The organism is Devosia sp. GW821-FHT12F11, from assembly GCF_058806655.1.
Genome location: NZ_JBXAPX010000001.1, coordinates 419,750 through 441,090, shown reverse-complemented (window position 1 = coordinate 441,090; position 21,341 = coordinate 419,750). Strand labels below are relative to the sequence as shown.

Sequence of the window (21,341 nt, the reverse complement as noted above, 5' to 3'; positions counted from 1 at the left end):
CTCCCTGCGAAAGCAGGGACCCAACTCACCACCCGCGCCAGCTGACAGATGGGTCCTAGCTTTCGCTGGGATGACATTGAGTTGGAGGGGCTTTCTGTGGGCCGCCCCCAACAGCAGTGTCTACAGCCCCAACCGCTTCCGCAGTTCCGCCTCGGTCATGCTGCCGGGCTTTGCGCCACTGGCCACCAGCTCGTGGCCGATGGTGACCAGCCCAGCATTGAGCGGCGTCGGCACGCCATGCAACCGGCCGAGCAGGACGATCTCGCCGTTGAGGTAGTCGGTCTCGATGGTGCCGGCGCCGCGCTTCAGGCTCTGGATCGAGGACCCGCCGGTGCGGGAAACACCGGCGACGGCGCCCATTTCCATCAGGCCCTTGCGGCGCGGATCGGCATTCCCGACCGCTACCCAGGCGATGCCGGCGGCGGCGTAGACCGCTTCGGCCTCGGCCTGGATCGCATCCATCAGCGGGCCGGAGCGGCTGCCATGGCCGAGCGCCGCTTCGACCACGTTGCCGAGATTGTCGCGCAGCTTGCCGTATTTGGAGCGCATCACCTCTTCGAGCGGAAAGGCCGCAAAGCCGGCGCTGTTGAAGGCGGTGGCGATCGCCGCGACGTTGTCGTCGAGCCCATGAGGGTAGCGGCCGAGGTCGGTCAGCCCGCGCTTGGGCGTGCCGTAGCAGATCACTTCGCCTGGCGTCACATAGTCGGCCGGCAGTATCACCGTCATGGCGTAGACATTGGGAAACAACCGCAGCGCCAGCCGTTCGTTGTTGACGCCGTTCTGGGCGCAGACCACTGCCTGCGTAGTGACACCGGCGGCCCGCAGCTCGTCGAGCGCCGGAGCGGTGTGCTGGCCCTTCATGGTGAGGAAGATGACGTCGTCGGGCCGGAACTCGAGCTCATCAGGCGCGCCAACCACTGGGAAGCTCACCAGTTGCGACCCTGTGGTGGTGCGGAAAGTGAGACCGCCATTGGCCCGGATCGCCGCCAGCATATCGCCGCGGGCGATGCCGACCACGTCGTGGCCGGCGCCGGCGAGCGACGCTGCGAAGGTGCCGCCGATGGCGCCGACGCCGTAGATGATGAACCGCATGCTGGAGCTCCTTTGGTCCAGCTTGGCGGTAATGGGCGGCCTGAACAAGGCAGCCCAAAGTACGAGAAGCTCCTTGGTTTTGTCGCGCTTTCGAACCGGAAAAGTCTCGCAACTTTTCCTGAAAACGCTCCGACTAGCCGGCGGCGGGGTTCACGTACCCAGCGCTTGTCCCACCGCCGGCCGGACCGTCACTGGGCAGCAGCCAGACGGTCTTCGGTTTCCGCCTGAGGCGGAGTGGGGTGGGCGCCGGCTCCGGCGCCGAGAGGTTTGACACCGCGCAGGGCGGTGAGGGCGACGATGGCGACCAGCAGCAGCACGCCTGCCTCCACTGCCACCACCAGCTGCAGCGCCGTGGTGAAGGCAGCGCCGGCAGCCGCCAGCAGCGGCGCGCCGTCGGGGAGGCTGGCGGCGACACCAGCCGCACCGGCCAGCGTTTCGGTGGCGGTGTGGATCTCGGCTGCAGTCAGCCTGGCCGGCAGGTTGCCGGCCAGCATGCCGCGATAGACCAGCGTGCCGAGGCTGCCGAGTGCGGCGATGCCGAGGGAGAAGCCGAACTCGGACGAGGTCTCCTGCAGCGCTGCAGCGGCGCCGGCCCGCTCCGGCGCGACAAAACCCATCATGATGCCGGTGCCGAGCGTCACCATCGGCGCGCAGCCGAGGTTGAACAGGGCGAAGCCGACGATCACCGCGGGCACGCCGTAGCTCTGGATGAAGCACAGGACGATCAGCAGGCCGACAATGGCGACGCCCATGCCGGAGGCGATGAGCAGGCCGGGCCGGATGGTCTGCGCCAGCTTGGGCGCCAGCATGAAGGCGACGATCATCAAGAGGATCGCCGGCAGGCCGCAGAGCCCGGCCCAGAGCGGGGAAAGGCCGGCGACAAGCTGAAAGTACTGCGCCGTCAGCACCATGATGGCGCCGGTGACGGTGATGAGGAACATCGCCCCGATCACCGCGGTGAAGGCGCCGTTCCTGAACAGCCTCAGGTCAACCAGCGGATGCGCCAGCGTCACCTGGCGGCGGATGAACACAATGGCCAGCAGCAGCCCGAAGCCGATGGCGCCGAACGGGGCGAGCGAGACGTCGCCCTTGGCCAGCTCCTTGAGGCCATAGACCATCGGCAGGATGGCCCCGAGCGACAGCACCACGCTCACGAGGTCGAGCCGACCGGCCTGCGGAGCCTTGTATTCGGGCAGCAGCGCCGGGGCGGTGACGAGCAGCAGCAACATGACCGGCACGCCGAGCAGGAACGGGGCACCCCACCAGAAATGCTCGAGCATGACGCCGCCGACCAGCGGGCCGAGCAGCATGCCGCCCATGAAGCAGGTGAGCCAGATCGAAATGGCGAAGCCGCGCTGCCGCTCGTCGTGGAACATGTTGGTGATGAGCGCCAGGATCGAGGGCGACAGCGTCGCCCCGGCCATGCCGAGCAGGCCGCGCGCCGCAATCAGCATCGTCGCCGAGGTGGAGAAGGCGGCCAGCACCGAAGCGGCGGCGAAAGCGGCGCCGCCGATCATCAACAGCTTCCGACGGCCGATGCGATCGCCGATGGTGCCCATGGTGATGAGGAAGCCGGCGAGGAGGAATCCGTAGATGTCCATGATCCAGAGCTGCTGGGCGCTGTCGGCGCCGAGCGTCTCGCTGATCCTGGGCAGCGCGAGCAGAATGACCGAGACGTCGATGGAGATCAGCAGCGTCGGCAGCGCGAGGACGGCAAGACCGGTCCATTCGCGGGCCGTGGCGCGGGAGGTCGGGGCTGACATGGCGGCTCCTTTCACTTAAGGTATGGCTTAAGTAATCGAGCATGATGCTTAAGTCAACGCTTTAGTGATTGGAATGGCGTGTTTGCTGGCTAACTGGCCCACCAACTCGGTGTCATCCCGGCGCGTATCCCATCCTGAGATGTTTCAGCTCTGGCGCAGGAGCTGCGCCACCTCAGGATGGGCCCCGGCCTGCGCCGGGGTGACATCGTGGGTGGGGTGAGAGACGGGGAAAGCTCGGGCTCAGGCCCCGTCGACAAACCGTCATCGCCCGGTTGTATCCATCGGCAACCGACGATAGTTTGCCGGCCTTCCTTCCCGGACTACCAACCACGGACATCGCAGCATGGAATACCGCCGCCTCGGTAAGGCTGGCCTCAAGGTCAGTGAGTTTTCGTTTGGCGCCTGGGTGACCTTCGGCAAGCAGGTCGGCGAGGACGCCGCGGCTTCGATCATGGGTTACGCCTACGACAACGGCATCAACTTCTTCGACAACGCCGAAGGCTACGAACAGGGCAATGCCGAGATCGTCATGGGCGAGGCGCTGAAGGCGCTGAACTGGAGCCGCGACAGCTATGCGGTGTCGTCGAAAGTGTTCTGGGGCGGTTCGAAGCCGACGCAGAAGGGCCTCAGCGCCAAGCATGTCACCGACGCCGCCCATGCGGCGCTGAAGCGCCTGCAAGTCGATTATCTCGACCTCTATTTCTGCCACCGCCCGGATATCGATACGCCGATCGAAGAGACGGTACGGGCGATGCACAACCTCATCACCCAGGGCAAGGTGCTGTACTGGGGCACCTCGGAGTGGTCGGCGCAGCAGCTCACCGAGGCCTATGCCGTCGCCCGCCAGGAGCACCTGACGCCGCCGACCATGGAACAGCCGGAATACAACCTGTTCCGCCGCGAGAAAGTCGAAGCCGAGTTCCTGCCGCTTTACAGCCTGTTCGGGCTGGGGACGACCATCTGGTCGCCGCTCGCCTCGGGCATCCTGACCGGCAAGTACAATGACGGCATCCCGGCCGACAGCCGGATGAACCTGCCCGGCTACGAATGGCTGAAGGCGCGGCTCGACAGCGACAAGGGCCGCGACGAACTGGCGAAGGTGAAGCAGCTGGCCAAGCTTGCCGATGAGGTGGGCTTGCCCATCCACCACCTGGCGCTGCTCTGGTGCAACGCCAACCCCAATGTCTCGACGGTGATCCTCGGCGCCTCCAAGCTCAGCCAGCTCAAGGACAACCTGAAGGCACTCGACTCGAAGTCGAAGATGACGCCGGACGTGCTGGCCAGGATCGAAGAGATCATGGGCAACACGCCGGAAGCGCCGCGACGTTACTGAGCGGCGGCCAGCGGTACGGCTGATAGTTCGGTGCGGGAAGAGCACCCCCCACCCTGTCCCTCCCCCGCAAGGGGGGAGGAGACCAAAACACTGGCGTCAGCGTGAGCGTCTCCCTCCCCCTTGCGGGGAGGGGACAGGGGTGGGGGTACTCTGTCCGCGCTGAGCTATCCTCAGAAGACCGGCGTCCACGGTCTCCCCCGCCACCAATATCCAGCATTGCACCCCCGCCCTTTCATCAGCGCCTCCAGCACACTAGACATAGCGCAAAGCTGACGGAGGCAGGATCGGGTGACGGTGCGCTGGCGCATTGTGGGACTGGCGCTGGCGAGCCTCGTGTCGATCGTCGCGATGACCGGGGTGATGGCCTATGGCTTGTGGCTCGCCGATCATTTCGTGCAGCGCATCGATGCGGTGCACCGGCGCTTCGAGGTGATCGCCGAACTCGATGGCCGTGCCAACGCCTATGCCAAGCAGGTGGCGAGCGTGCTGTTGCTCGGGCGCGCCGAAATGCCGGCGGTGCAGACCGCCCGCATCGACATGGAGCGCACCTTTGCCCGCCTCAGCCGCGCCACCCGCGACGAGCTGACGACGCTGGGCGGCATCGCCGAGGTGGTGCCCGAGCTTGAGCAGCTCGAGGACGTCAGGCGGATGATCGAGCTCTACCACGCCATCGATGCCTCGGCCGCCCGGGCGCTGGCGGCGGCCCGCGACGGCAACCCCGATGAGGCCACCCGGCTTTATGGCCGCGACGTGGCCTTCCGCCTCGCCAACGAGCTGCAGCCGCTGATCGACCGGGCGCTGGCCGAAGAGCGCAACGAGGTGGCGGCCGAGCTCAAGCAGGTGCAGGAGACGCAGGGCACGATCCTGGTTGTCGCCGGGGTCCTGGCCTTGGTGTCGCTGGCGGTGCTGAGTCTCCTGGGCGTGCTGCTTTATCAAGCTGTGCGTCGCTCGGGCGAACGGCTCGAAGCCGAGATCGACACCCGCACCACCGAGCTGCGCGATGCCAATGCACGGCTCCGTGCCGTCGATGTCAGGCGCACGCAGTTCCTCGCCGATGTCAGCCATGAACTGCGCACCCCGCTGACGGTGCTGCGCGGCGAGGCCGACGTGGCGCTGCGTGGCCAGCCTGAGATCAACGAGCTCCGCCAATCGCTGGAGCGCATTCGCGGCCAGTCGGTCGACATGTCGGGCCTGCTCGACGATCTCATCGCCTTCGCCCGCACCGATGCCGAAAGCCAGCAGCACCTGCCCGCCGATGTCAGGCTCGACGAGATCGTTGGCGCAGCCGCCGAGGAGGCGCAGGTATTGGCCGAACCGCGCGAGGTCAGCGTCATCACCGACCTCAGCGACAATGGCGCGCATATCGACGCGGATTTCCGCCGCCTGAAGCAGGCGCTGATGATCGGGCTCGACAATGCAGTCAAGCACTCGCCGCCGGGCAGCCGTATTGTCGTTACCACTGCCCGTACCGCCGAATCCGTCAGGATCGAGATCGCCGACCAAGGGCCCGGAATCAGCGACGAGGACCGGCCGCGGGTGTTCGAGCGCTTCTATCGCGGGCACGGCGAGGGCGAGCTCGAGAACCAGGGGCTGGGGATCGGCCTCGCCATCGCCAAGGATATCGTCGAGCGTCATGGCGGCAGCATCCGGCTCGACAATGGCGCGGGCGGCGGCGCGGTGCTCACAGTCGAACTGCCGCTGGCGAAAGGAGGGGCACGATGAAGGTTCTGGTGGTCGAGGATGATCGGCGCATCGCCTCGTTCCTAGAGCGCGGGCTGGCGGCCGAGGGCTATCAGGTCAGCGTCGAGAATGATGGCCGCGACGGGCTGGAGCGGGCGCGGCAGGACGATTTCGAGCTGATCATCCTTGACCGCATGCTGCCCTATGTCGACGGGCTGGAGATCACCCGGTTGCTGCGCGAAGAGCGCCGGCCGGCGATGATCCTGATGCTCACCGCCAAGGACAGCCTCGCCGACAAGATCGAAGGGCTGAAGGGCGGCGCCGACGACTACCTGACCAAGCCTTTCGCCTTCGACGAGCTGCTGGCCCGCCTCGTAGCGCTACGCCGGCGACGCAGCGAGATCGACCACGAGAGCCAGCTCTCCATCGGGCCGCTGACGCTCGATCCGCAATCGCGCCGCGTCAGCCGCGACGGCGAGCCGATCAGCCTCACGGTGCGCGAGTTCGACCTGCTGCGCTACCTGATGAGCAATCCGGACAAGGTGGTCAGCCGGCAGCGGCTGCTGAACAGCGTGTGGGAATATGGCTACGATCCGGGCACCAAGATCGTCGACGTCTATGTCCGCTATCTCAGGGCCAAGATCGACACCGAAGGGTCGGCGTCATTGATCCAGACGGTGCGCGGCGTCGGCTACATGATGCCGAGCAAACCGGCGCCCTCTCTCTCCAAATTCTAACCAGGCGCTCAACCCGATCTAATGCAACGGGTTTAGCCTCCTCGCAGCTTTTCTGGGCGACGAGGAGATGCCGATGTCCGACGAGATCTGGCCCGCCATCAAGGTCGAGCGCTTCTACGACGAGCCGTTGGCGCATTACGAAGCCCGCCGCCGCGAAATCGTCACCATCATCACCGGCTTCCGCAACAGCCGCTACGAGGGCGCCGTCGCCGAGCGGATGGAGCAGCGTCTGATGGCACTGCAGGACGGCATGGTGGTTCCCGCCGTCGCCTGACCACGGTTTCGCCCTCGCCGATGGAAGGCCCGGTTTGACCGGGCCTTTTCTTTTGGGCCAAGCTCTGTTGGATTTCGTTTCTTTGGGCCACCAAGCGAGGAGACGCACCATGCGCTACATGATCATCGTCAAAGGCAAGGAACCGTCGCCGCCGCCAAGCTCTGAAATGCTGGCCGCGATGGGCAAGCTCAACCAGGAAATGATCGAGGCCGGCATCCTGCTGGGCGGCGAGGGCCTGCAACCGTCCAAGAGCGGCGCCAAAGTGGTGATGCAGGGGGGCAAGCTGGTGGTGAAGGACGGCCCGTTCACCGAGGCCAAGGAACTGATCGGCGGCTTCTGGATCATCAAGGCCGATTCGCTCGAGGAAGCGCTCGGCTGGGTGAAGAAGATCCCGATATGGAGCGAAGGCGAGGAAGTGGAAGTCCGCCGCGTCTCCGAGGTCGAGGACTTCGCCTATGCCTATGACGAGGTCTCTGCCGAAGCGCTGGATCGCGAGAAGGCGCTGCGCGACAGTGGCCAGTGGCCGGAGCAACGCTAGAGCGCTTGAAGTGCTAGGCCGGCAAGACGGTCCGGCGGTCGGCGGCTTCGGGGCAGCGCTGCCCCGAAGTCCTGGTTTCAACGCCGGCCGCTTCGGTGGCCCCGAAGGCGCCACCGAAGAACTGGCCAAGCCGGCGCCATAGCGACGGCTTTTCCCACAGACCGGCTTCCGGATGCGCCTCCCATGGCGCCTCGCCGGTCCGGCGGGCGAAATCTTCGCCCCAGTGCTGCTTGTAGGCTTCCTTGTAGAGATAGCTGGCGGGGATCATTACAAGTCTCCTTTCGACTTGAACCGATTCAATGTGATAGCGCATATCGACTTGAATCGGTTCAAAGCCTACACCTCGACGACAGAGAGTCAAGCGGAATTTGAACCGATACAAACGCGTGCTATATCAGCTGGAGTTGGCTAGGATAGCGCCGGGACAACCGGCCCCATGAAACTGGAAAGGTACGGATGGCACGCGATCTGGTGCGCTTGAGCGATGTGGCAAAGGCGGCGGGGGTGTCGCAGGGCACTGCGTCGAACGTGTTCAGCCGGCCGGACCTGGTGCGACCGGAAGTGCGCGAGCGGGTACACAAGACCGCCCGCGACCTCGGCTATGCCGGCCCCGATCCGCGCGGCCGGCTGTTGCGCGCCGGCAAATCCAACGCCATCGGCGTCGCCACCGCCGAGCCGCTTTCCTACTTCTTCGAAGATCCGTTTGCCCGCGTGCTGATGCAGGGCATTTCGGAGGCCTGCGATGCGCGCGGCGCCGGCCTGGCGCTGGTGTCGGCCCGCAACAGCGAGCGGCTGGCCTGGAATATCCAGAGCGCGCTGGTCGACGGTTTCGTGCTGCTCTGCATCGAGAATGGCGAAAAGCTGGTGGAGCTGACGCGCGAGCGGCAGCTGCCGTTCGTGGCGCTGGCGCTCGGCAAGCCCGACGACACCATCTCGGCCATCGGCGTCGATGACTATGCCGGGGCGCAGATGGCCGCCCGGCATCTGGCGCAACTCGGCCACCGCCGCTTCGGCATTCTCGGGCTCGAGCTCGACGACGAGCATGAGGGGCCGGTCGGCAGCGCCGCCATCGCGGCTGCCATCTACTCCACCTCGCGCGACCGCGCCTATGGCTATTTCGAGGAGCTGGCGCTCTACGGCATCGATCGCGAGACCATTCCGATCTACGAAACCCGCAGCACTGCCGAGAGCGTCAGGCGTGGGCTCGACTACATCTTCTCGGCCGGTCAGCGCCCCACCGCCATCCTCGCGATGTCGGACCGCGTCGCCATGTTCGCGCTCGAGATCCTCGCTGAACGCGGCCTCAGCGTCCCCGAGGACATCTCGATCGTCGGCTTCGACGGCGTGCCCGAGGCGGCGACGGTTTCCCCGCCGCTCACCACCGTGGTGCAGCCGATCGCCGAGATCGGCCGCCGCGCGGTCAAGACCATCCTCGAACACGATGGCGGGGTGCATCGCGAAAGCCTGCCACTCGAGCTGCTGGTGCGAAAGAGTACCGCCGCCCCGCGCGCGATCGTGACTTGATCCGGGGACGCGCAACCCCCAGATTCCAATCATGCGGATTTTGCTCGCCACCATTGCCGTCATTGCCCTCAGCTCGGGGGCGCAAGCCTATTGTGGCCCGGTGCCCGATGTTGCCAAGGAAGGTTACCAGGGCAACGATCTGAGGCGCACGCTGTGCCTGCAGAACGAGTTGGCGCAAACCACAGAGGATCGGGCGATCAAGAGCGAGATCGACGCAACGCTCTCCAAGCTGCAGCGCGACCTGCAGCAGCAGAAGATGCTGCAGCAGCAGCTGCAGATCGAGCTGATGCGGACCAAGCCGAGCTATCTGCCTTAGGGTGCGGAGGCACTACTTGCCGCCGGGTGCGGGCTGACCCCCACCCCTGTCCCCTCCCCCTGAACATGGGGAGGGAGACCCTCACACTGATCGAGGGCGCCGTCTCCCTCCGCTTGTTCAGGGGGAGGGATTAAGGGTGGGGGTCAGCCCGCACCAGCGCTAACGGTTGACTGGCAAGGTCGGCGCAAATCGGTTGCGAGCTACTCCGCCGCAGCTCGCGAAAATTCCTCAAGCGCCGCCTGCTCATCGCTCATCCGGTCCGGCCGGTAGGGGCGCATCGGCGCTTTGGCCACCTGGTTGCGCCCATTCTGCTTTGCCTTGTAGAGCGCCTGGTCGGCGGCCTGCAGCAGGTCGGTGACGCTCTGCGAAGTATGCGGCACCGAGGCGACGCCGAACGAGGCCGAGATGTCGGCGCCGTGCGTATTGCTCAGCTCCTCGATCCTGAGCCGCAGCAGCTCCGCCTTGTCGGCGGCGCGCTCCAGCGGGCAGTCGGGCAGGATCACCACCAGTTCCTCGCCGCCGAAGCGGCAAACGATGTCGGTTTCGCGCAGCGAGCCGGTGAGGGTCAGCGCCGCATCGCGCAGCACCTGATCGCCAAAGCTGTGGCCGTGTTCGTCGTTGAGCCGCTTGAAGTGGTCGAGATCGACCATGATCAGCGAGATTTCACGATTCTCGCGCTCGGCCAGCCGCACGAAGCGCTGCAGGCAATCTTCCATGTAGCGACGGTTGTAGAGCCCGGTCAGCGGGTCGCGCAGCGCCTGGTTCCTGAGCTTTTCGCGCAAGGCCATGTTGGCGAGCGCCAGACTCATGCCGTCGGCCAGGGCCGAGCCGAGCGCGGTGATGTGCTCCAGCCGCTGCTCGGCGCTGACCCCCGAGGCGAACAGCTGCAGCAGCCCGACGATTTCGCCGCGGGCGATCATCGGGATCTCCAGCGAGGTTTCGCTGCCGATGTGATGTGCGCAGCAGAGCTTGGTGGAATCGGCGCGATTGAGATGCGGCTTGCCGCGCTTCAGCGCCCAGCAGGCATTGGGGTTGATGGTTTCGGGCAGCGCGTCGTTCTCGGCGCGGGCCCAGGTAGTCGAGAGGACAAGGCGGTCGCGGGAATTGTTGAACACGTAGAGCGCGCCGGAGAAGCCGGGCACCAGATCGACCGCCGTGGCTTTCAGCACCGCATTGGCGTCGGCATGGTCCGAAGCGCTCTGCAGCACGTCAGCCATCTCGAACAGGCGCGCCACCTGTCGGCGCGCCTTGTCGGCCGCCTGCAGCGCCGCGGCGCGGCCATCGGCTTCGATGGCCGAGGACCGGAAGGCATAGAGCAACCCGAGGATGGCAAGCAGGCCTGCTCCCAACTGCATCAACAGCACTAGCATGGTGGCGGCCTGAATGCGGTTGTCGTGGGTGCGCATCCTGAGGTCGGTAGCATCGAGGACCTGGTCGACAGCGGTCCCGATCGCCGTCACCATCTCGCCGGTGCGCCGGCTTGCCAGGAGGTCGAGGCCGGCCTGCCGGTTGCCGGACGTTGCCAGGTCGATGGCTTCGTTCCAGTTGCTCGCCAGCTCGGCGACAAGCTCGCGCAGGCGCTGTGGTTCGACCGACGGCGAGGCCGCGATCGGGCCGACGACATCGAAGATCGCAGCATCGGCGCCGTTCAAGCGCTCGAGCTGGGGCAGGTAGGCGCGCAGTGCCCCCGCTTCGCCACTGAGAAAATGCATGACGTCGGCATCGGCGGCGGCCACCGACTGATGCATGGCGCGCAGCTGATCGGCCTGCGTCCTGAGTTCAGTCATGGCGCGCTGCTGGCCGCCGACATGCACGAAGCCGGCGATCGCCGTCACCACCAGCGTCACCACCAGCGCCACGGTCATCAGCGACAGCAGGCGCGAACGAACCCGCACCGGCAGCGGCTTCTGCTCAGTCATGGCGGTGAGGCCGGCGAACATCGGATTGGAAAGCCCCCAGGCTCCTCGATCAACTGGTATGATGCCAAAGATCGGCATTGCTGCGTTCGACCATCGGGGGAAGCGCTTAGCGCACGGTGAAGCGATGTGGTGAAGGCGAGGGCAACCCAATCGCTAAAATGCGGTGGCGCCCCGGCCAGTTCGACAGCCCCGGAAGAATCTGGCTCGATTTCGTGGCCAGCCTGTCGAAAGCCAGCGGCGGCATTCGATTAGCTCACGACCCCAAGCGGAGAACCACCATGCTCTATGTCTGCCTCGTCCATTTCGACGACAAGGAAGTGTTCCGCCGGATGAGTGAAGCCGAAAAGCGCGAGCTCGATATTGCTTCGTCAGACTACGACCGCGAACTGGCGCGCAGCGGCAACCTGGTGCGGGCCGAGGCGCTGCAGGCGCCCGAAAGCGCCGTGCTGGTGCGGGTCCGCGACGGCAGGATCTCGGCAACCGACGGGCCGTTCCTCGAAACCAAGGAACAGCTGGGCGGCTTTATCCTGATCGAGGCGCGCGACCTCAACGACGCCATCCGCATCGCCGGCGGCATTCCGCTGGCCCAGCACGGCACCATCGAAGTGCGGCCAATCTACCATGTGCCGCAACACGAAGACGCGGCCCCGTGACCCGGCCGATCGACATCGAAGCGGTGTGGCGCACCGAATCGCGCCGGGTGCTGGCGACGCTGATCCGGCTGCTGAGGGATTTCGACCGCGCCGAGGAAGCGCTCAACGACGCCTTCCTCGCTGCCGCCGAGCAATGGCCGCGCGACGGCATGCCGGCCAACCCACGCGCCTGGCTGGTTTCGGCCGGCCGCTTCAAGGCGATCGACCGGCTGCGCCGCAAGGCCCGGTTCGACGTGGTTGCCGCCGAACTGGCGCTCGAAGAGGAGGCGCAGATGCCGCCCGAGACCGAATCCATCGCCGACGACCAGCTGCGGCTGATCTTCGTCTGCTGCCACCCGCAGGTTCCCGCCGACGCACGCATCGCCATGACGCTGCGCGAGACCTGCGGGCTGTTGACCGAGGAGATCGCCGCCGCCTTCCTCGCCAAGCCCACCGCCATCGCCCAGCGCATCGTCAGGGCCAAGAACCGCATCCGCGAGCTCGAGCTGCCCTATGAGGTGCCCGAGCCGCAGGATCTGGCCGAGCGGCTCGATGCGGTGCTGCGCACCGTCTACCTGATCTTCAACGAGGGCTATGCCGCCAGCCACGGCGACAATTTGCTGCGCGCCGACCTCTGCGCCGAGGCCATCCGGCTCGGGCGACTGCTCATCGCGCTCCTGCCCAACCCGGATTCCGAGGTCGAGGGGTTGCTGGCGCTGATGCTGCTGCAGCACTCGCGGCGCGACGCCCGCACCGATGCGACGGGTGACCTGGTGCTGATCGCCGACCAGGACCGGCGACTATGGGACCGGGGCGAGATCGCCGAGGGGATCGCGCTGGTCAACCGGTTGATGGCCCGTCCCGAGATCACCGCTTACGGCATCGAGGCCGCCATCGCCGCGCAGCACGCCATCGCCGCCTCGCCCGACGCCACCAACTGGGGCGAGATCGTCAAACTCTACGACCTGCTGCTGCGCGCCGATGCCTCGCCGATCGTCATGCTCAACCGCGCCGTCGCCATCGCCATGCGGGACGGCCCGGAAGCGGGGCTGAGCGAAATCGAGGCGATCCGCCAGGCTGGCGCACTCACCGAGTTCCGCTACCTGCACGCCGCCCGCGCCGACCTGCTGCGCCGGCTGGGGCGGAAGGATGAGGCCCGGGCAGCGTACATCGCTGCACTGGAACTGACGCACCAGGCGGCGGAACAACGCTTCCTGGAGGGGCGACTCAAGGAGTTGTCGACTCAATCGCCTCCTCGCCCCTGAGGGGAGAAGGGCCTATCCCCGCGCCAGCTTGCCCCGCCCTTCCGGCAGCACCCGGTGTGGGGGCTGCGCGCCGTCGATGAAGGCGCGGATGTTGACGATCACTGTCTCGCCCATCTCGAGCCGCGCCTCGAGCGTCGCCGAGGCCATGTGGGCGGTGAGCACCACGCGGTTGTCGCGCGCCAGCTGCAGCAAGCGCGGGTCGATGCCGTTGCGGCTCTCGAACACGTCGAGTGCGGCGCCCGACAGGTGCCCGCTCTCGATCTCGGCGATCAGCGCCGCCTCGTCGACCAGTTCGGGCCGCGACACGTTGACCACGAACGCATCCTGCCGCATCCGGCTCAGTCGTTCGGCATTGAGAATATGGTGGGTCGACCGGCTGAGCGGGGTGTGCAGCGAGACGATGTCGACCTCGCCCACCATGTCATCGAGCTCAGCCCAATAGGTGGCGCCCAGCGCATCCTCGACCTGCGGCGGCCGGCGATGGCGGGAGAAATAGTGGATGTTGAGCCCAAAGCTGCGGGCCCGGTTGGCGACGGCGGTGCCGATCCGCCCCATGCCGACGATGCCGAGCGCCTTGCCGCGCAGCCGGCGGCCGAGCATCCAGGTCGGCGACCAGCCGGGCCACTCGCCGGTGGCGGGCAGCACCTGGGCGCCCTCGACCAGCCGGCGCGGCAGCGCCAGCATCAGCATCACCGCCATGTCGGCGGTATCCTCGGTCAGCACCGAGGGGGTGTTGGTGACGGTGAGCCCGGCCGCATAGGCCGCTTCGATGTCGATATTGTCGAAACCGTTGCCGAACTGGGCGATCAGCTTCAGCTCCGGCGGCAGCCGGGCGATCAGCGCCGCATCGATCCGATCGTTGATCGAGGAGACCAGCACATCCTTGCCCTGCACCCCCTCGATGATGGCGTCAGCGCTCAGCGCCCCGTCGACGGGTTTGCAGGTGGTATCGAACAGCGTCGCCATGCGCGCCTCGATCTGCTCGGGCAGGCGTCGCGTCACGAAAATCTTGGGTCGGCTGAGGGTCAAAGGCGGCGCTTTCAGCGACCATTAAGGTCTTTTGCCTAAGTGTAGAAAAAAAGCACACCCCTGCAAAGTCATGTTCGGCAAAGTCAGCTCCATGCTCCTCACGAGGCGCTCCCACGGGCGGCAGATCAAAGCGATTCTGCGCGCTGCCTTCCTCACCGTCATTACCGCGGCGGGCACCGTTATGCCGGCAGCAGCGATGGCCGCCGAAGGGCCGAGCGGGTTGCCACTGCCGCGCTTCGTCACCACCCGCTCCAACCCGATCAACGTGCGGGTCGGGCCGGGCACCAAATACGGTGTCGCCTGGGTCTATGTGAAGGCCGGCACGCCGGTCGAGATCATCCAGGAATTCGACACCTGGCGCAAAATCCGCGATGCCGACGGCTCCGAGGGCTGGCTGCACCAGAACCTGCTGCAGGGCAAACGGGCCGGCCTCGTCGACCCCGCCTCGGCCGAGCCGGTGGCGCTGCGCCGCGACCCCAACGACCAGGCCGGGGTCCGCGCCTGGCTGACCCCGAGCTTCCGCGTCGACCTCAAGGAATGCGACGGCAAGTGGTGCAAGGTCGTCGCCACCGCCCACCCGGTCAATGGCAGCCCGCAGAGCTTTGACGGCTGGGTGCACCAGGGCGACCTGTGGGGCGTCTACAAGGACGAAGCGTTCGACTGAGGGGGGCGTCTCGCCTCCACCTGTGCACCCAGCACTCGATGTCATCCCCGCGAAAGCGGGGATCGCTGTTTTGGGATGCTGCATCGCAAACGAAGGTTCCCGCTTTCGCGGGAATGACCCGGTGTTTGCTTCGGCACCCAGCGGCGCCTCGCCCACCGGCCAGGTGCAAATTGCACCGTCTGGCGCTAGCTCCGAACCTTCCGTACGCGCACCACCACGTCGACATGCGTGATGTCCATGCCGCGCGGCGGCTCGGGCAGGTTCTGGATGACGATGGACGAAGCCGGGATATCGATCACCCGCTGCTCGTCCTCGAGGTAGAAGTGGTGATGGTCCGAGGTGTCGGTGTCGAAGTAGGAGCGCGACGCATCCACCGCCACTTCGCGCAGCAGCCCCGCTTCGCGGAACTGGTGCAGGCTGTTGTAGATGGTGGCGAGCGATACGTTGACCCGCGCCGAGGCGGCTTCGGCATGCAGCTGCTCGGCGCTGACATGGCGATGCGCGCCGGCGAACAGCAGTTCGGCCAGGGCCACGCGCTGACGCGTCGGCCGCAGGCCCGCCATGCGCAATACTGCCGTCAGGCACGGTCGGCGAGACGGAACGGTCCTTGCGGTGAGGCTGCGGTCGGTCATCTGGTCCTTTGGCGGCACGGCGTATCAGCTTGGAGCTTATAACTTTTGCGCATCTTCCGCACAAGCGGCGGTCGGTCGCGGTCACCCGTCGCGACTGTGGGTCGCGGCGGTCACTCCCCTGGGCGCGCTTGACCCCCCGCCCCCCGCTCTCTAGTAACGGTCTCAACTGACCGACGGAGAAAGCCGGCCGATGACGGATCGGAAGAACGCCTACGGGTATGACGACCTGATCCGGAGCGGAACGGGCGAGCTGTTTGGCAAGGGCTATGCCCAGTTGCCAGCCCCGCCGATGCTGATGTTCAACCGCATCACCGAGATCAGCCGCGAAGGTGGTGCGTACGGCAAGGGCCTGGTGCGCGCCGAACTCGATGTGGACCCCAGCCTGTGGTTCTTCCAGTGCCACTTCATCGGCGACCCGGTGATGCCCGGCTGCCTCGGCGTCGACGCCGTGTGGCAGATGCTGGGCTTTTACCTGTGCTGGGACGGCTCGCCCGGCAAGGGCCGGGCGCTTGGCTGCGGCGAGGTGAAATTTTCCGGCCAGATCACCAATGATGTCAAAATCGTCGAGTATGGGATCGACCTGAAGCGGGTGATGAAGTCCAAGCTCGTGCTTGGCATCGCCGACGGCTGGGTGAAGGCCGACGGTCAGGTCATCTACGAGATGTCCGGCCTGCGCGTAGGCCTGTTCACCTAATGGTTTCTTGATTTGCGCGCTTTCGAAGCGGAAAAGTCGCACAACTTTTCCTGAAAGCGCGACGCCCGCCGCCGGACCTGAGCCGCGGCCATAGAGGAGGCAATATGAGGCGCGTTGTCGTCACCGGCATGGGGATCGTCTCCTCTATCGGAAACAATCTCGATGAAGTGATCGTGAGCCTCAAGGAGGCCAAGTCCGGCATTGTCTTCGCCGAGGACTATGCCAAGTACAACTTCCGCTGCCAGGTGCATGGCGCGCCCAAGCTCGATCCGTTCGCGGTGCTCGACCGCCGCACCACCCGTTTCATGGGCAAGGGCGCGGCGTGGAATTACATCGCCATGCAAGAGGCGATCGCCAATTCCGGGCTCGAAGAAAAAGACATCAAGAACCCGCGCACCGGCATCATCATGGGCTCGGGCGGCCCCTCCACCCCCACCCTGATCGAAGCGGCCGATATCACCCGCGAACGCGGCCCCAAGCGCATCGGGCCGCTGGCCGTGCCCAAGGCGATGAGTTCGACCGCTTCGGCGACGCTGGCGACGCCGTTCGGGATCCAGGGCGTCAACTATTCGATCACCTCGGCCTGCGCGACCTCGAAGCACTGCATCGGCGCCGGCTACGAACAGATCCAGTGGGGCAAGCAGGACATCGTGTTTGCCGGCGGCCACGAGGATCTCGACTGGTCGCTGAGCAACCTGTTCGACGCCATGGGCGCCATGTCCACCGACTTCAACGCCACGCCCGAAAAGGCCTCGCGCGCCTATGATGCGAAGCGCGACGGCTTCGTCATCGCCGGCGGCGCCGGCGTGGTGGTGCTCGAAGAATATGAGCACGCCAAGGCGCGTGGCGCCACCATCCTGGCCGAACTCGTCGGCTATGGCGCGACCTCGGACGGCTACGACATGGTCGCCCCCTCTGGCGAGGGCGCCATCCGCTGCATGCGGCAGGCGCTGTCGACGGTGAAGGGCAAGGTCGACTACATCAACCCGCACGCCACCTCGACGCCGGTCGGCGATCTCAAGGAAATGGAAGCGATCCGCACCGTGTTCGGCAATGGCGATGGCTGCCCGCCGATCTCGGCCACCAAATCGCTCACCGGCCACTCGCTCGGCGCTACGGGCGTGCAGGAATCGATCTACTGCATCCTGATGATGCGCGAGAAGTTCCTCTGCGAAAGCGCCAATATCGAAGAACTCGATCCGGTGTTCTCGGACATGCCGATCCTCCGGCAGCGCCGCGACAACGTCGATATCGGCATCGCGCTCAGCAACAGCTTCGGCTTCGGCGGCACCAACGCCACGCTGGTGTTCCAGCATCCGGACGCTGCCTAAGCTCTAACCTGCCAACATCGCGGCTGTGGCACCCCACCCTCAGTCCCTCCCCACAAGGGGGAGGGAGGCGGTAGCTGCATGCTTACGGTGGGTGGCCACACGCTCGGCGCGTTGTGTTACCCCAGCATCTCCACCGCCAGCGCCAGCACGCGCCTGAACGCCGTCATGTCGGTCAGTTCCTGGCCGGCCGGTGCGTCGCCCACCACCACGGCGCCGCCGCGGTTAACCACGCCGCCATGCAGCATCAGGTTGTCGATGAAGCCCAGATCCTCAATCAGGACGTGATCGGGGCCGCGCGGCTTGCCCTCGGCATCGGCGTACCACTCGCCATTGAAGTGATCGCGGGTGCGCGCGCCGTGGTCGGCCTTGACGTTGGTGTAAGCGAAGGCGGGCTTGCCCTGGGCGCACATGAAGCCGAGCTCGAAGCAGGTGCCGGTGTCCGCCGCGATGCCGCGGAACGGCGTCAGGTTGGCGATGATCGCATCGGCCGAGTGCATCAGCTTTTCGTCGATGGCGCTGATCGCCAGGCCGAGCTCCCACTTGCTGTTGGTTGGCGGGAACTCGAGGTCGCCGGGCGACACCGGCACCAGCCCCGCGTCGCGGGTGAGCGCGATCTTCTGATCAAGGATCTCGCGGGCGTTGGGCAGAAAAACTTCCGGGCCGGCGAGGTAGACGGATTTGGGCATGATGGCTCGTTCAGATGGCGTCAGGGACTGGGATGGCCGGCTTGCGGGGCAGCTCCGCTCACCAGGTCGCCGCCGACAAAGGTCGCGGCAATGTTCGGCCGGCTGGCAGTGTAGAGGATTTGCTCAAGCCGTTCAGCCGGTTCCGCCCCGAACAGCCGGATCGTTCCGGCCTCTGTCGCCGGGTCAAGCAGCAGCGCGTCGAAGTGATATCCGGGGCGGAATAGGCCGACCGGCAGATCGAGCGCCTCGCCACCACCTGCGGTGGCGAGGTGAAAGGCGGTGAGCATGTCGATGCGCGAGTTGGGGACGCCGCGCGTTTCACGTGAATCCCTCGCGTCCACGCCGTCCTCGAGCAGGCGCGACGCCTGTGCGGTGGCGCGACAGGCCTCCAGCATCGAGCCCGTGGGACCACCGGAAATGTCGGTGCCGAGGCCGACATGCAGGCCCTTCTCCAGCGCCCGGCGCAACGGAAATACCGCGTTGCCGAAATACATGTTGGAGAGGGCGCAATGCGCCACGCCAGCCCCGGCCGCGCGTACCGTCGCCATATCGTCGTCGGTGAGGAACACCGAATGGGCCAGCACGGTCCTGCGGCCCAGCAGCCCGAAACCGTCGAGCGCCGCCGTATCGGTCTTGCCGTAACGATCAAGCGCATAGCCATGCGCCCAGTCGCTCTCCGAACAATGGGTCTGGACGTGGCAACCGCACTCGGCCGCCAGTACGCCGAGGCCGGCGAGCGCCGCGTCGGTGCAGGACGGGATGAAACGCGGGGTGATCACCGGCAGCACCCGGTCATTGTCCGGCAGCGCCCGGATGTGGTCGATGACCGCCCGGGTCTCGGCGACTGCCAGCTCGGCCGAGACATCGCGATAATAATCCGGGCAACTCGCCGGATCATCCATCACCACCTTGCCGACCAGCGCCCGCTGGCCCTGCTTGAGGCAGATCTCCGCCAGCAGTTCGGTGGCCTCGCGATGCACGGTGGCGAAGTAGAGCGCTGTGGTGGTGCCTGAGGCCAGGAGGTCGGCGACCAGCGTTTCGTAGCGCCCCTGGGCGAACGCGAGGTCGGCGTATTGCGCCTCGAGCGGGAAAGTGTATTTGCCCAGCCAGACCTCCAGGGGCACGTCGAGCGCCATGCCGAGCTGCGGGTATTGCGGGGCGTGGATGTGGAGATCGACGAAGCCCGGCAGCATCAGTTGGCCAGCAGGCAGTTCGATCGTTCCCTCCGGCACGCCATCGGTCGCAGGTGCGACACCGGCGATGATGCCGTCGCTGCCGACCGAGATCACCGCATCGCGCAGCACCTCGAGCTCGCCGCGCACCGGCGCGTGAACGAAGGTGCCGCGGATGCTCCGGCCGCGGAGGCCCGTCACCAGACCACCTTGTGCTGCTCGCCGGTCTGCACGTTGACGAAGCCTTCGGGCGCCAGTTCGCTCGGCGCCACCAGCACCCAGCGCCAGGGCGAGCAGGTCAGCGTCGCGAATTTCAGGAACTCCGGAAAGCCGGGTTTCCAAAGGTTCAGCGCCGAAGGCTTGTACATCCACTCGACCCGCTCGGCCGCGCGGTAGAAGGCCTGCATATCGATATCGAAGGCTTCGGCCGAACGCGCCGTCATCAGCCCGCCGATCTCGAAGCGCATCTCGGCGACCACCTCGCCCTTGTGCACCAGCACCCAGCCGCCATCGATCTCCTGAAGCCGGTTCACGGCCTTGGCCATGGCGTCGTCGGACGAGCCGATGCACCAGACGTTGTGACTGTCATGCGCCACCGAGGAGGCGAGCGCGGTGTCCGGATCGGCCGGACCGCAGCCGGTCCAGAACATCTTCGCCACCGCGCCATCGCCGCGATAGCGATCGACCAGCGCCCATTTGGTGATCAGCCGCTCGGTATCGCGCTGCACTAGCCCATCGACCACCGGCAGCGCCTCGACCAGGAAATCCTCGTTCCAGTGGAAGGGCCTGAGCACCGCCGCCTGCATGGTGTGCCGGCCCGGCTCGGCGTTGATGGCGAAATCGTCGGCCTGCAGCACACGGCCGATGTTCATGGTCTTCCGGGCCCAGTCCGGCCAGTCGATGGTCGTCTCTTCGCCAAGGAATGTCTTGCCGTCGGACACCAGCCGGCCATCGGCGTAGACGTGCTTGATCGACAGCGTCGCGACGTCATCGAGCAATACTATGTCGGCATAGCGTCCCGGCGAGATCGAGCCGACCCACTGGTCGATGCGCATATGCCGTGCGGGGTTGATGGTGGCGCACTGGATGGCGATCTCGGGCGCGAGGCCATATTCAATGGCGTGCCGCACGTTGTAGTCGGCGGCGCCCTTCTCCAGCGTTTCCGAAGCCGAGCGGTCGTCAGTGGTGAAGGCGATGTTCGACCAGTCGGTGAGCCGCTCGATCAGGCCGGGAAGTATGACGTCATAGGAGAACGGACGCAGCTCGGTGAAGATACCGTGGCTCAGCCGTTCCCAGGCTTCCTCCAGGGCCCAGACCTCATGGTCGGACGAGATGCCGGCGGCTGCGAACGCCGAGAGATCGTGCGGATCGATCAGACCGGAGCCGTGCCCCTCGACCACACCGCGCATTTCCATGGTGGCGCCGATCATCCCCCACATGCGGATATAGCCTGGGTTCTCGGGGTTCCACACCGAGGGCCAGTCCATCACCTCGTCCAGGCTGACCGTACCCATGTCGTGGGCGAGGAACTCGCGCTGCTCCTCATAGCCATAATAGCCGCCCGACTCTTCCCAGGCGCTCGGCGGCACCGCCGAGCCCGGCTGGATGAAGATCTTCAGCGGCGAGCCGGCGCGGCGCGATTTCTGCCAGAACTCCTGGTTCTTGGGGCCGTTGACGTTGGCGAACTCGTGGCTCGCCTCGCAGGTCCAGGTATTGCCGCGCGGCAGCACCAGGGCCGCCTCGAACTCGGGGGTGATGTGGGTCGATTCGATGTGCTTGTGCACCTCGCCGAACCCGGGCACGGCGCTGAGCTCGGGGTAGCTCACCCGCGCCTTCACCTCGCCCTTGTAGCTGCCGCGCGGCCCGACAAAGGCGATGCGGCGGCCGGAGACCACGATTTCCTGGTCCTCCAGCCAATGCCGCGAGTGCACCGAGAGCAGCCGTCCGACCTCGATCACCAGGTCCGCCGGGCGTTTGGCCAGCGCCACCAGCGTCAGATGCTGGCGAATGGAAACTTCGTCCTCGGCGTTGAGGATCAGGTCGTCGGGCAGGTGCATCGG

21 protein-coding genes are annotated in these 21,341 nt (G+C 66.2%); 12 read left to right on the top strand and 9 right to left on the bottom strand.

What is annotated here, in order from left to right; all coding sequences use genetic code 11:
• Positions 1-120: 120 nt before the first annotated feature.
• Both AC1ROK_RS02270 and AC1ROK_RS02265 read right to left on the bottom strand, forming a co-directional pair.
• Entirely contained in the window at positions 121-1,092 is a 972-nt protein-coding gene (locus tag AC1ROK_RS02270) for a ketopantoate reductase family protein (RefSeq protein WP_492843414.1), read from the bottom strand.
• Positions 1,093-1,280: 188 nt separating this feature from the next.
• Entirely contained in the window at positions 1,281-2,855 is a 1,575-nt protein-coding gene (locus AC1ROK_RS02265) for an MFS transporter (protein ID WP_492843412.1), read from the bottom strand.
• Between the two features lie 343 nt (positions 2,856-3,198).
• On the opposite strand from AC1ROK_RS02265, the gene AC1ROK_RS02260 reads away from it, so the two are divergent.
• The 5 genes from AC1ROK_RS02260 (at position 3,199) to AC1ROK_RS02240 (ending at position 7,417) form a co-directional block, all read left to right on the top strand.
• Positions 3,199-4,188 carry a potassium channel beta subunit family protein gene (locus AC1ROK_RS02260; protein WP_492843410.1) on the top strand — a complete coding sequence of 330 codons (990 nt, stop codon included), beginning with the start codon at positions 3,199-3,201 and terminating at the stop codon, positions 4,186-4,188.
• Between the two features lie 294 nt (positions 4,189-4,482).
• Complete coding sequence (locus tag AC1ROK_RS02255; protein WP_492843408.1) at positions 4,483-5,910, top strand: sensor histidine kinase; 1,428 nt, start codon at positions 4,483-4,485, stop codon at positions 5,908-5,910.
• On the top strand, positions 5,907-6,605 hold the full coding sequence (locus AC1ROK_RS02250) for a response regulator transcription factor (protein ID WP_492843406.1): 699 nt from the start codon (positions 5,907-5,909) through the stop codon (positions 6,603-6,605). The genes AC1ROK_RS02255 and AC1ROK_RS02250 overlap by 4 nt, the downstream gene beginning before the upstream one ends.
• Before the next feature lie 73 nt (positions 6,606-6,678).
• The gene (locus AC1ROK_RS02245; RefSeq protein WP_492843405.1) at positions 6,679-6,879 is read left to right on the top strand and encodes a hypothetical protein; all 201 of its coding nucleotides are present in this window, start codon (positions 6,679-6,681) and stop codon (positions 6,877-6,879) included.
• A gap of 109 nt (positions 6,880-6,988) precedes the next feature.
• Positions 6,989-7,417: a YciI family protein gene (locus AC1ROK_RS02240; protein ID WP_492843403.1), complete on the top strand. Its 429-nt coding sequence runs from the start codon at positions 6,989-6,991 to the stop codon at positions 7,415-7,417.
• Between the two features lie 13 nt (positions 7,418-7,430).
• Here AC1ROK_RS02240 and AC1ROK_RS02235 read toward each other — a convergent pair whose 3' ends face one another.
• Positions 7,431-7,685 carry a hypothetical protein gene (locus AC1ROK_RS02235; RefSeq protein WP_492843401.1) on the bottom strand — a complete coding sequence of 85 codons (255 nt, stop codon included), beginning with the start codon at positions 7,683-7,685 and terminating at the stop codon, positions 7,431-7,433.
• A gap of 188 nt (positions 7,686-7,873) precedes the next feature.
• On the opposite strand from AC1ROK_RS02235, the gene AC1ROK_RS02230 reads away from it, so the two are divergent.
• Positions 7,874-8,941, top strand: a complete 1,068-nt coding sequence (locus tag AC1ROK_RS02230; RefSeq protein WP_492843399.1) for a LacI family DNA-binding transcriptional regulator — start codon at positions 7,874-7,876, stop codon at positions 8,939-8,941.
• Between the two features lie 31 nt (positions 8,942-8,972).
• Positions 8,973-9,257, top strand: coding sequence for a hypothetical protein (locus tag AC1ROK_RS02225; protein ID WP_492843397.1), 285 nt, complete (start codon positions 8,973-8,975; stop codon positions 9,255-9,257).
• 200 nt (positions 9,258-9,457) lie between these two features.
• Here the strand turns inward: AC1ROK_RS02225 and AC1ROK_RS02220 are convergent, their stop codons facing one another.
• A complete protein-coding gene (locus AC1ROK_RS02220) occupies positions 9,458-11,197 on the bottom strand; it encodes a GGDEF domain-containing protein (RefSeq protein WP_492843395.1) in 1,740 nt (579 codons plus the stop codon).
• A 257-nt stretch (positions 11,198-11,454) separates the two neighbouring features.
• Between AC1ROK_RS02220 and AC1ROK_RS02215 the strand changes: the two genes are divergently transcribed.
• Together AC1ROK_RS02215 and AC1ROK_RS02210 are read left to right on the top strand one after the other, a co-directional pair.
• Positions 11,455-11,829 carry a YciI family protein gene (locus tag AC1ROK_RS02215; RefSeq protein ID WP_492844662.1) on the top strand — a complete coding sequence of 125 codons (375 nt, stop codon included), beginning with the start codon at positions 11,455-11,457 and terminating at the stop codon, positions 11,827-11,829.
• A complete protein-coding gene (locus AC1ROK_RS02210) occupies positions 11,826-13,073 on the top strand; it encodes an RNA polymerase sigma factor (protein WP_492843393.1) in 1,248 nt (415 codons plus the stop codon). Before AC1ROK_RS02215 ends, AC1ROK_RS02210 begins: the two co-directional genes overlap by 4 nt.
• Before the next feature lie 12 nt (positions 13,074-13,085).
• Here AC1ROK_RS02210 and AC1ROK_RS02205 read toward each other — a convergent pair whose 3' ends face one another.
• Positions 13,086-14,039 carry a 2-hydroxyacid dehydrogenase gene (locus tag AC1ROK_RS02205; RefSeq protein WP_492844659.1) on the bottom strand — a complete coding sequence of 318 codons (954 nt, stop codon included), beginning with the start codon at positions 14,037-14,039 and terminating at the stop codon, positions 13,086-13,088.
• Between the two features lie 154 nt (positions 14,040-14,193).
• Between AC1ROK_RS02205 and AC1ROK_RS02200 the strand changes: the two genes are divergently transcribed.
• The gene (locus AC1ROK_RS02200; protein ID WP_492843391.1) at positions 14,194-14,766 is read left to right on the top strand and encodes an SH3 domain-containing protein; all 573 of its coding nucleotides are present in this window, start codon (positions 14,194-14,196) and stop codon (positions 14,764-14,766) included.
• A 185-nt stretch (positions 14,767-14,951) separates the two neighbouring features.
• On the opposite strand, the gene irrA is transcribed toward AC1ROK_RS02200, so the two are convergent.
• On the bottom strand, positions 14,952-15,398 hold the full coding sequence (gene irrA, locus AC1ROK_RS02195) for an iron response transcriptional regulator IrrA (RefSeq protein WP_082527844.1): 447 nt from the start codon (positions 15,396-15,398) through the stop codon (positions 14,952-14,954).
• 190 nt (positions 15,399-15,588) lie between these two features.
• On the opposite strand from irrA, the gene fabA reads away from it, so the two are divergent.
• On the top strand, positions 15,589-16,092 hold the full coding sequence (gene fabA, locus AC1ROK_RS02190; protein WP_492843388.1) for a 3-hydroxyacyl-[acyl-carrier-protein] dehydratase FabA: 504 nt from the start codon (positions 15,589-15,591) through the stop codon (positions 16,090-16,092).
• 104 nt (positions 16,093-16,196) lie between these two features.
• Positions 16,197-17,423, top strand: a complete 1,227-nt coding sequence (gene fabB / locus AC1ROK_RS02185; protein WP_492843386.1) for a beta-ketoacyl-ACP synthase I — start codon at positions 16,197-16,199, stop codon at positions 17,421-17,423.
• A gap of 116 nt (positions 17,424-17,539) precedes the next feature.
• On the opposite strand, the gene AC1ROK_RS02180 is transcribed toward fabB, so the two are convergent.
• From AC1ROK_RS02180 to AC1ROK_RS02170, 3 genes are read right to left on the bottom strand one after another with little or no spacing between them, the layout of a single operon-like run.
• Positions 17,540-18,109, bottom strand: a complete 570-nt coding sequence (locus AC1ROK_RS02180) for a nucleoside 2-deoxyribosyltransferase (protein ID WP_492843384.1) — start codon at positions 18,107-18,109, stop codon at positions 17,540-17,542.
• Between the two features lie 20 nt (positions 18,110-18,129).
• Positions 18,130-19,482 carry a guanine deaminase gene (gene guaD, locus AC1ROK_RS02175; RefSeq protein ID WP_492843382.1) on the bottom strand — a complete coding sequence of 451 codons (1,353 nt, stop codon included), beginning with the start codon at positions 19,480-19,482 and terminating at the stop codon, positions 18,130-18,132.
• A complete protein-coding gene (locus tag AC1ROK_RS02170) occupies positions 19,479-21,338 on the bottom strand; it encodes an adenine deaminase (protein ID WP_492843380.1) in 1,860 nt (619 codons plus the stop codon). Before AC1ROK_RS02170 ends, guaD begins: the two co-directional genes overlap by 4 nt.
• Positions 21,339-21,341 lie beyond the last annotated feature (3 nt).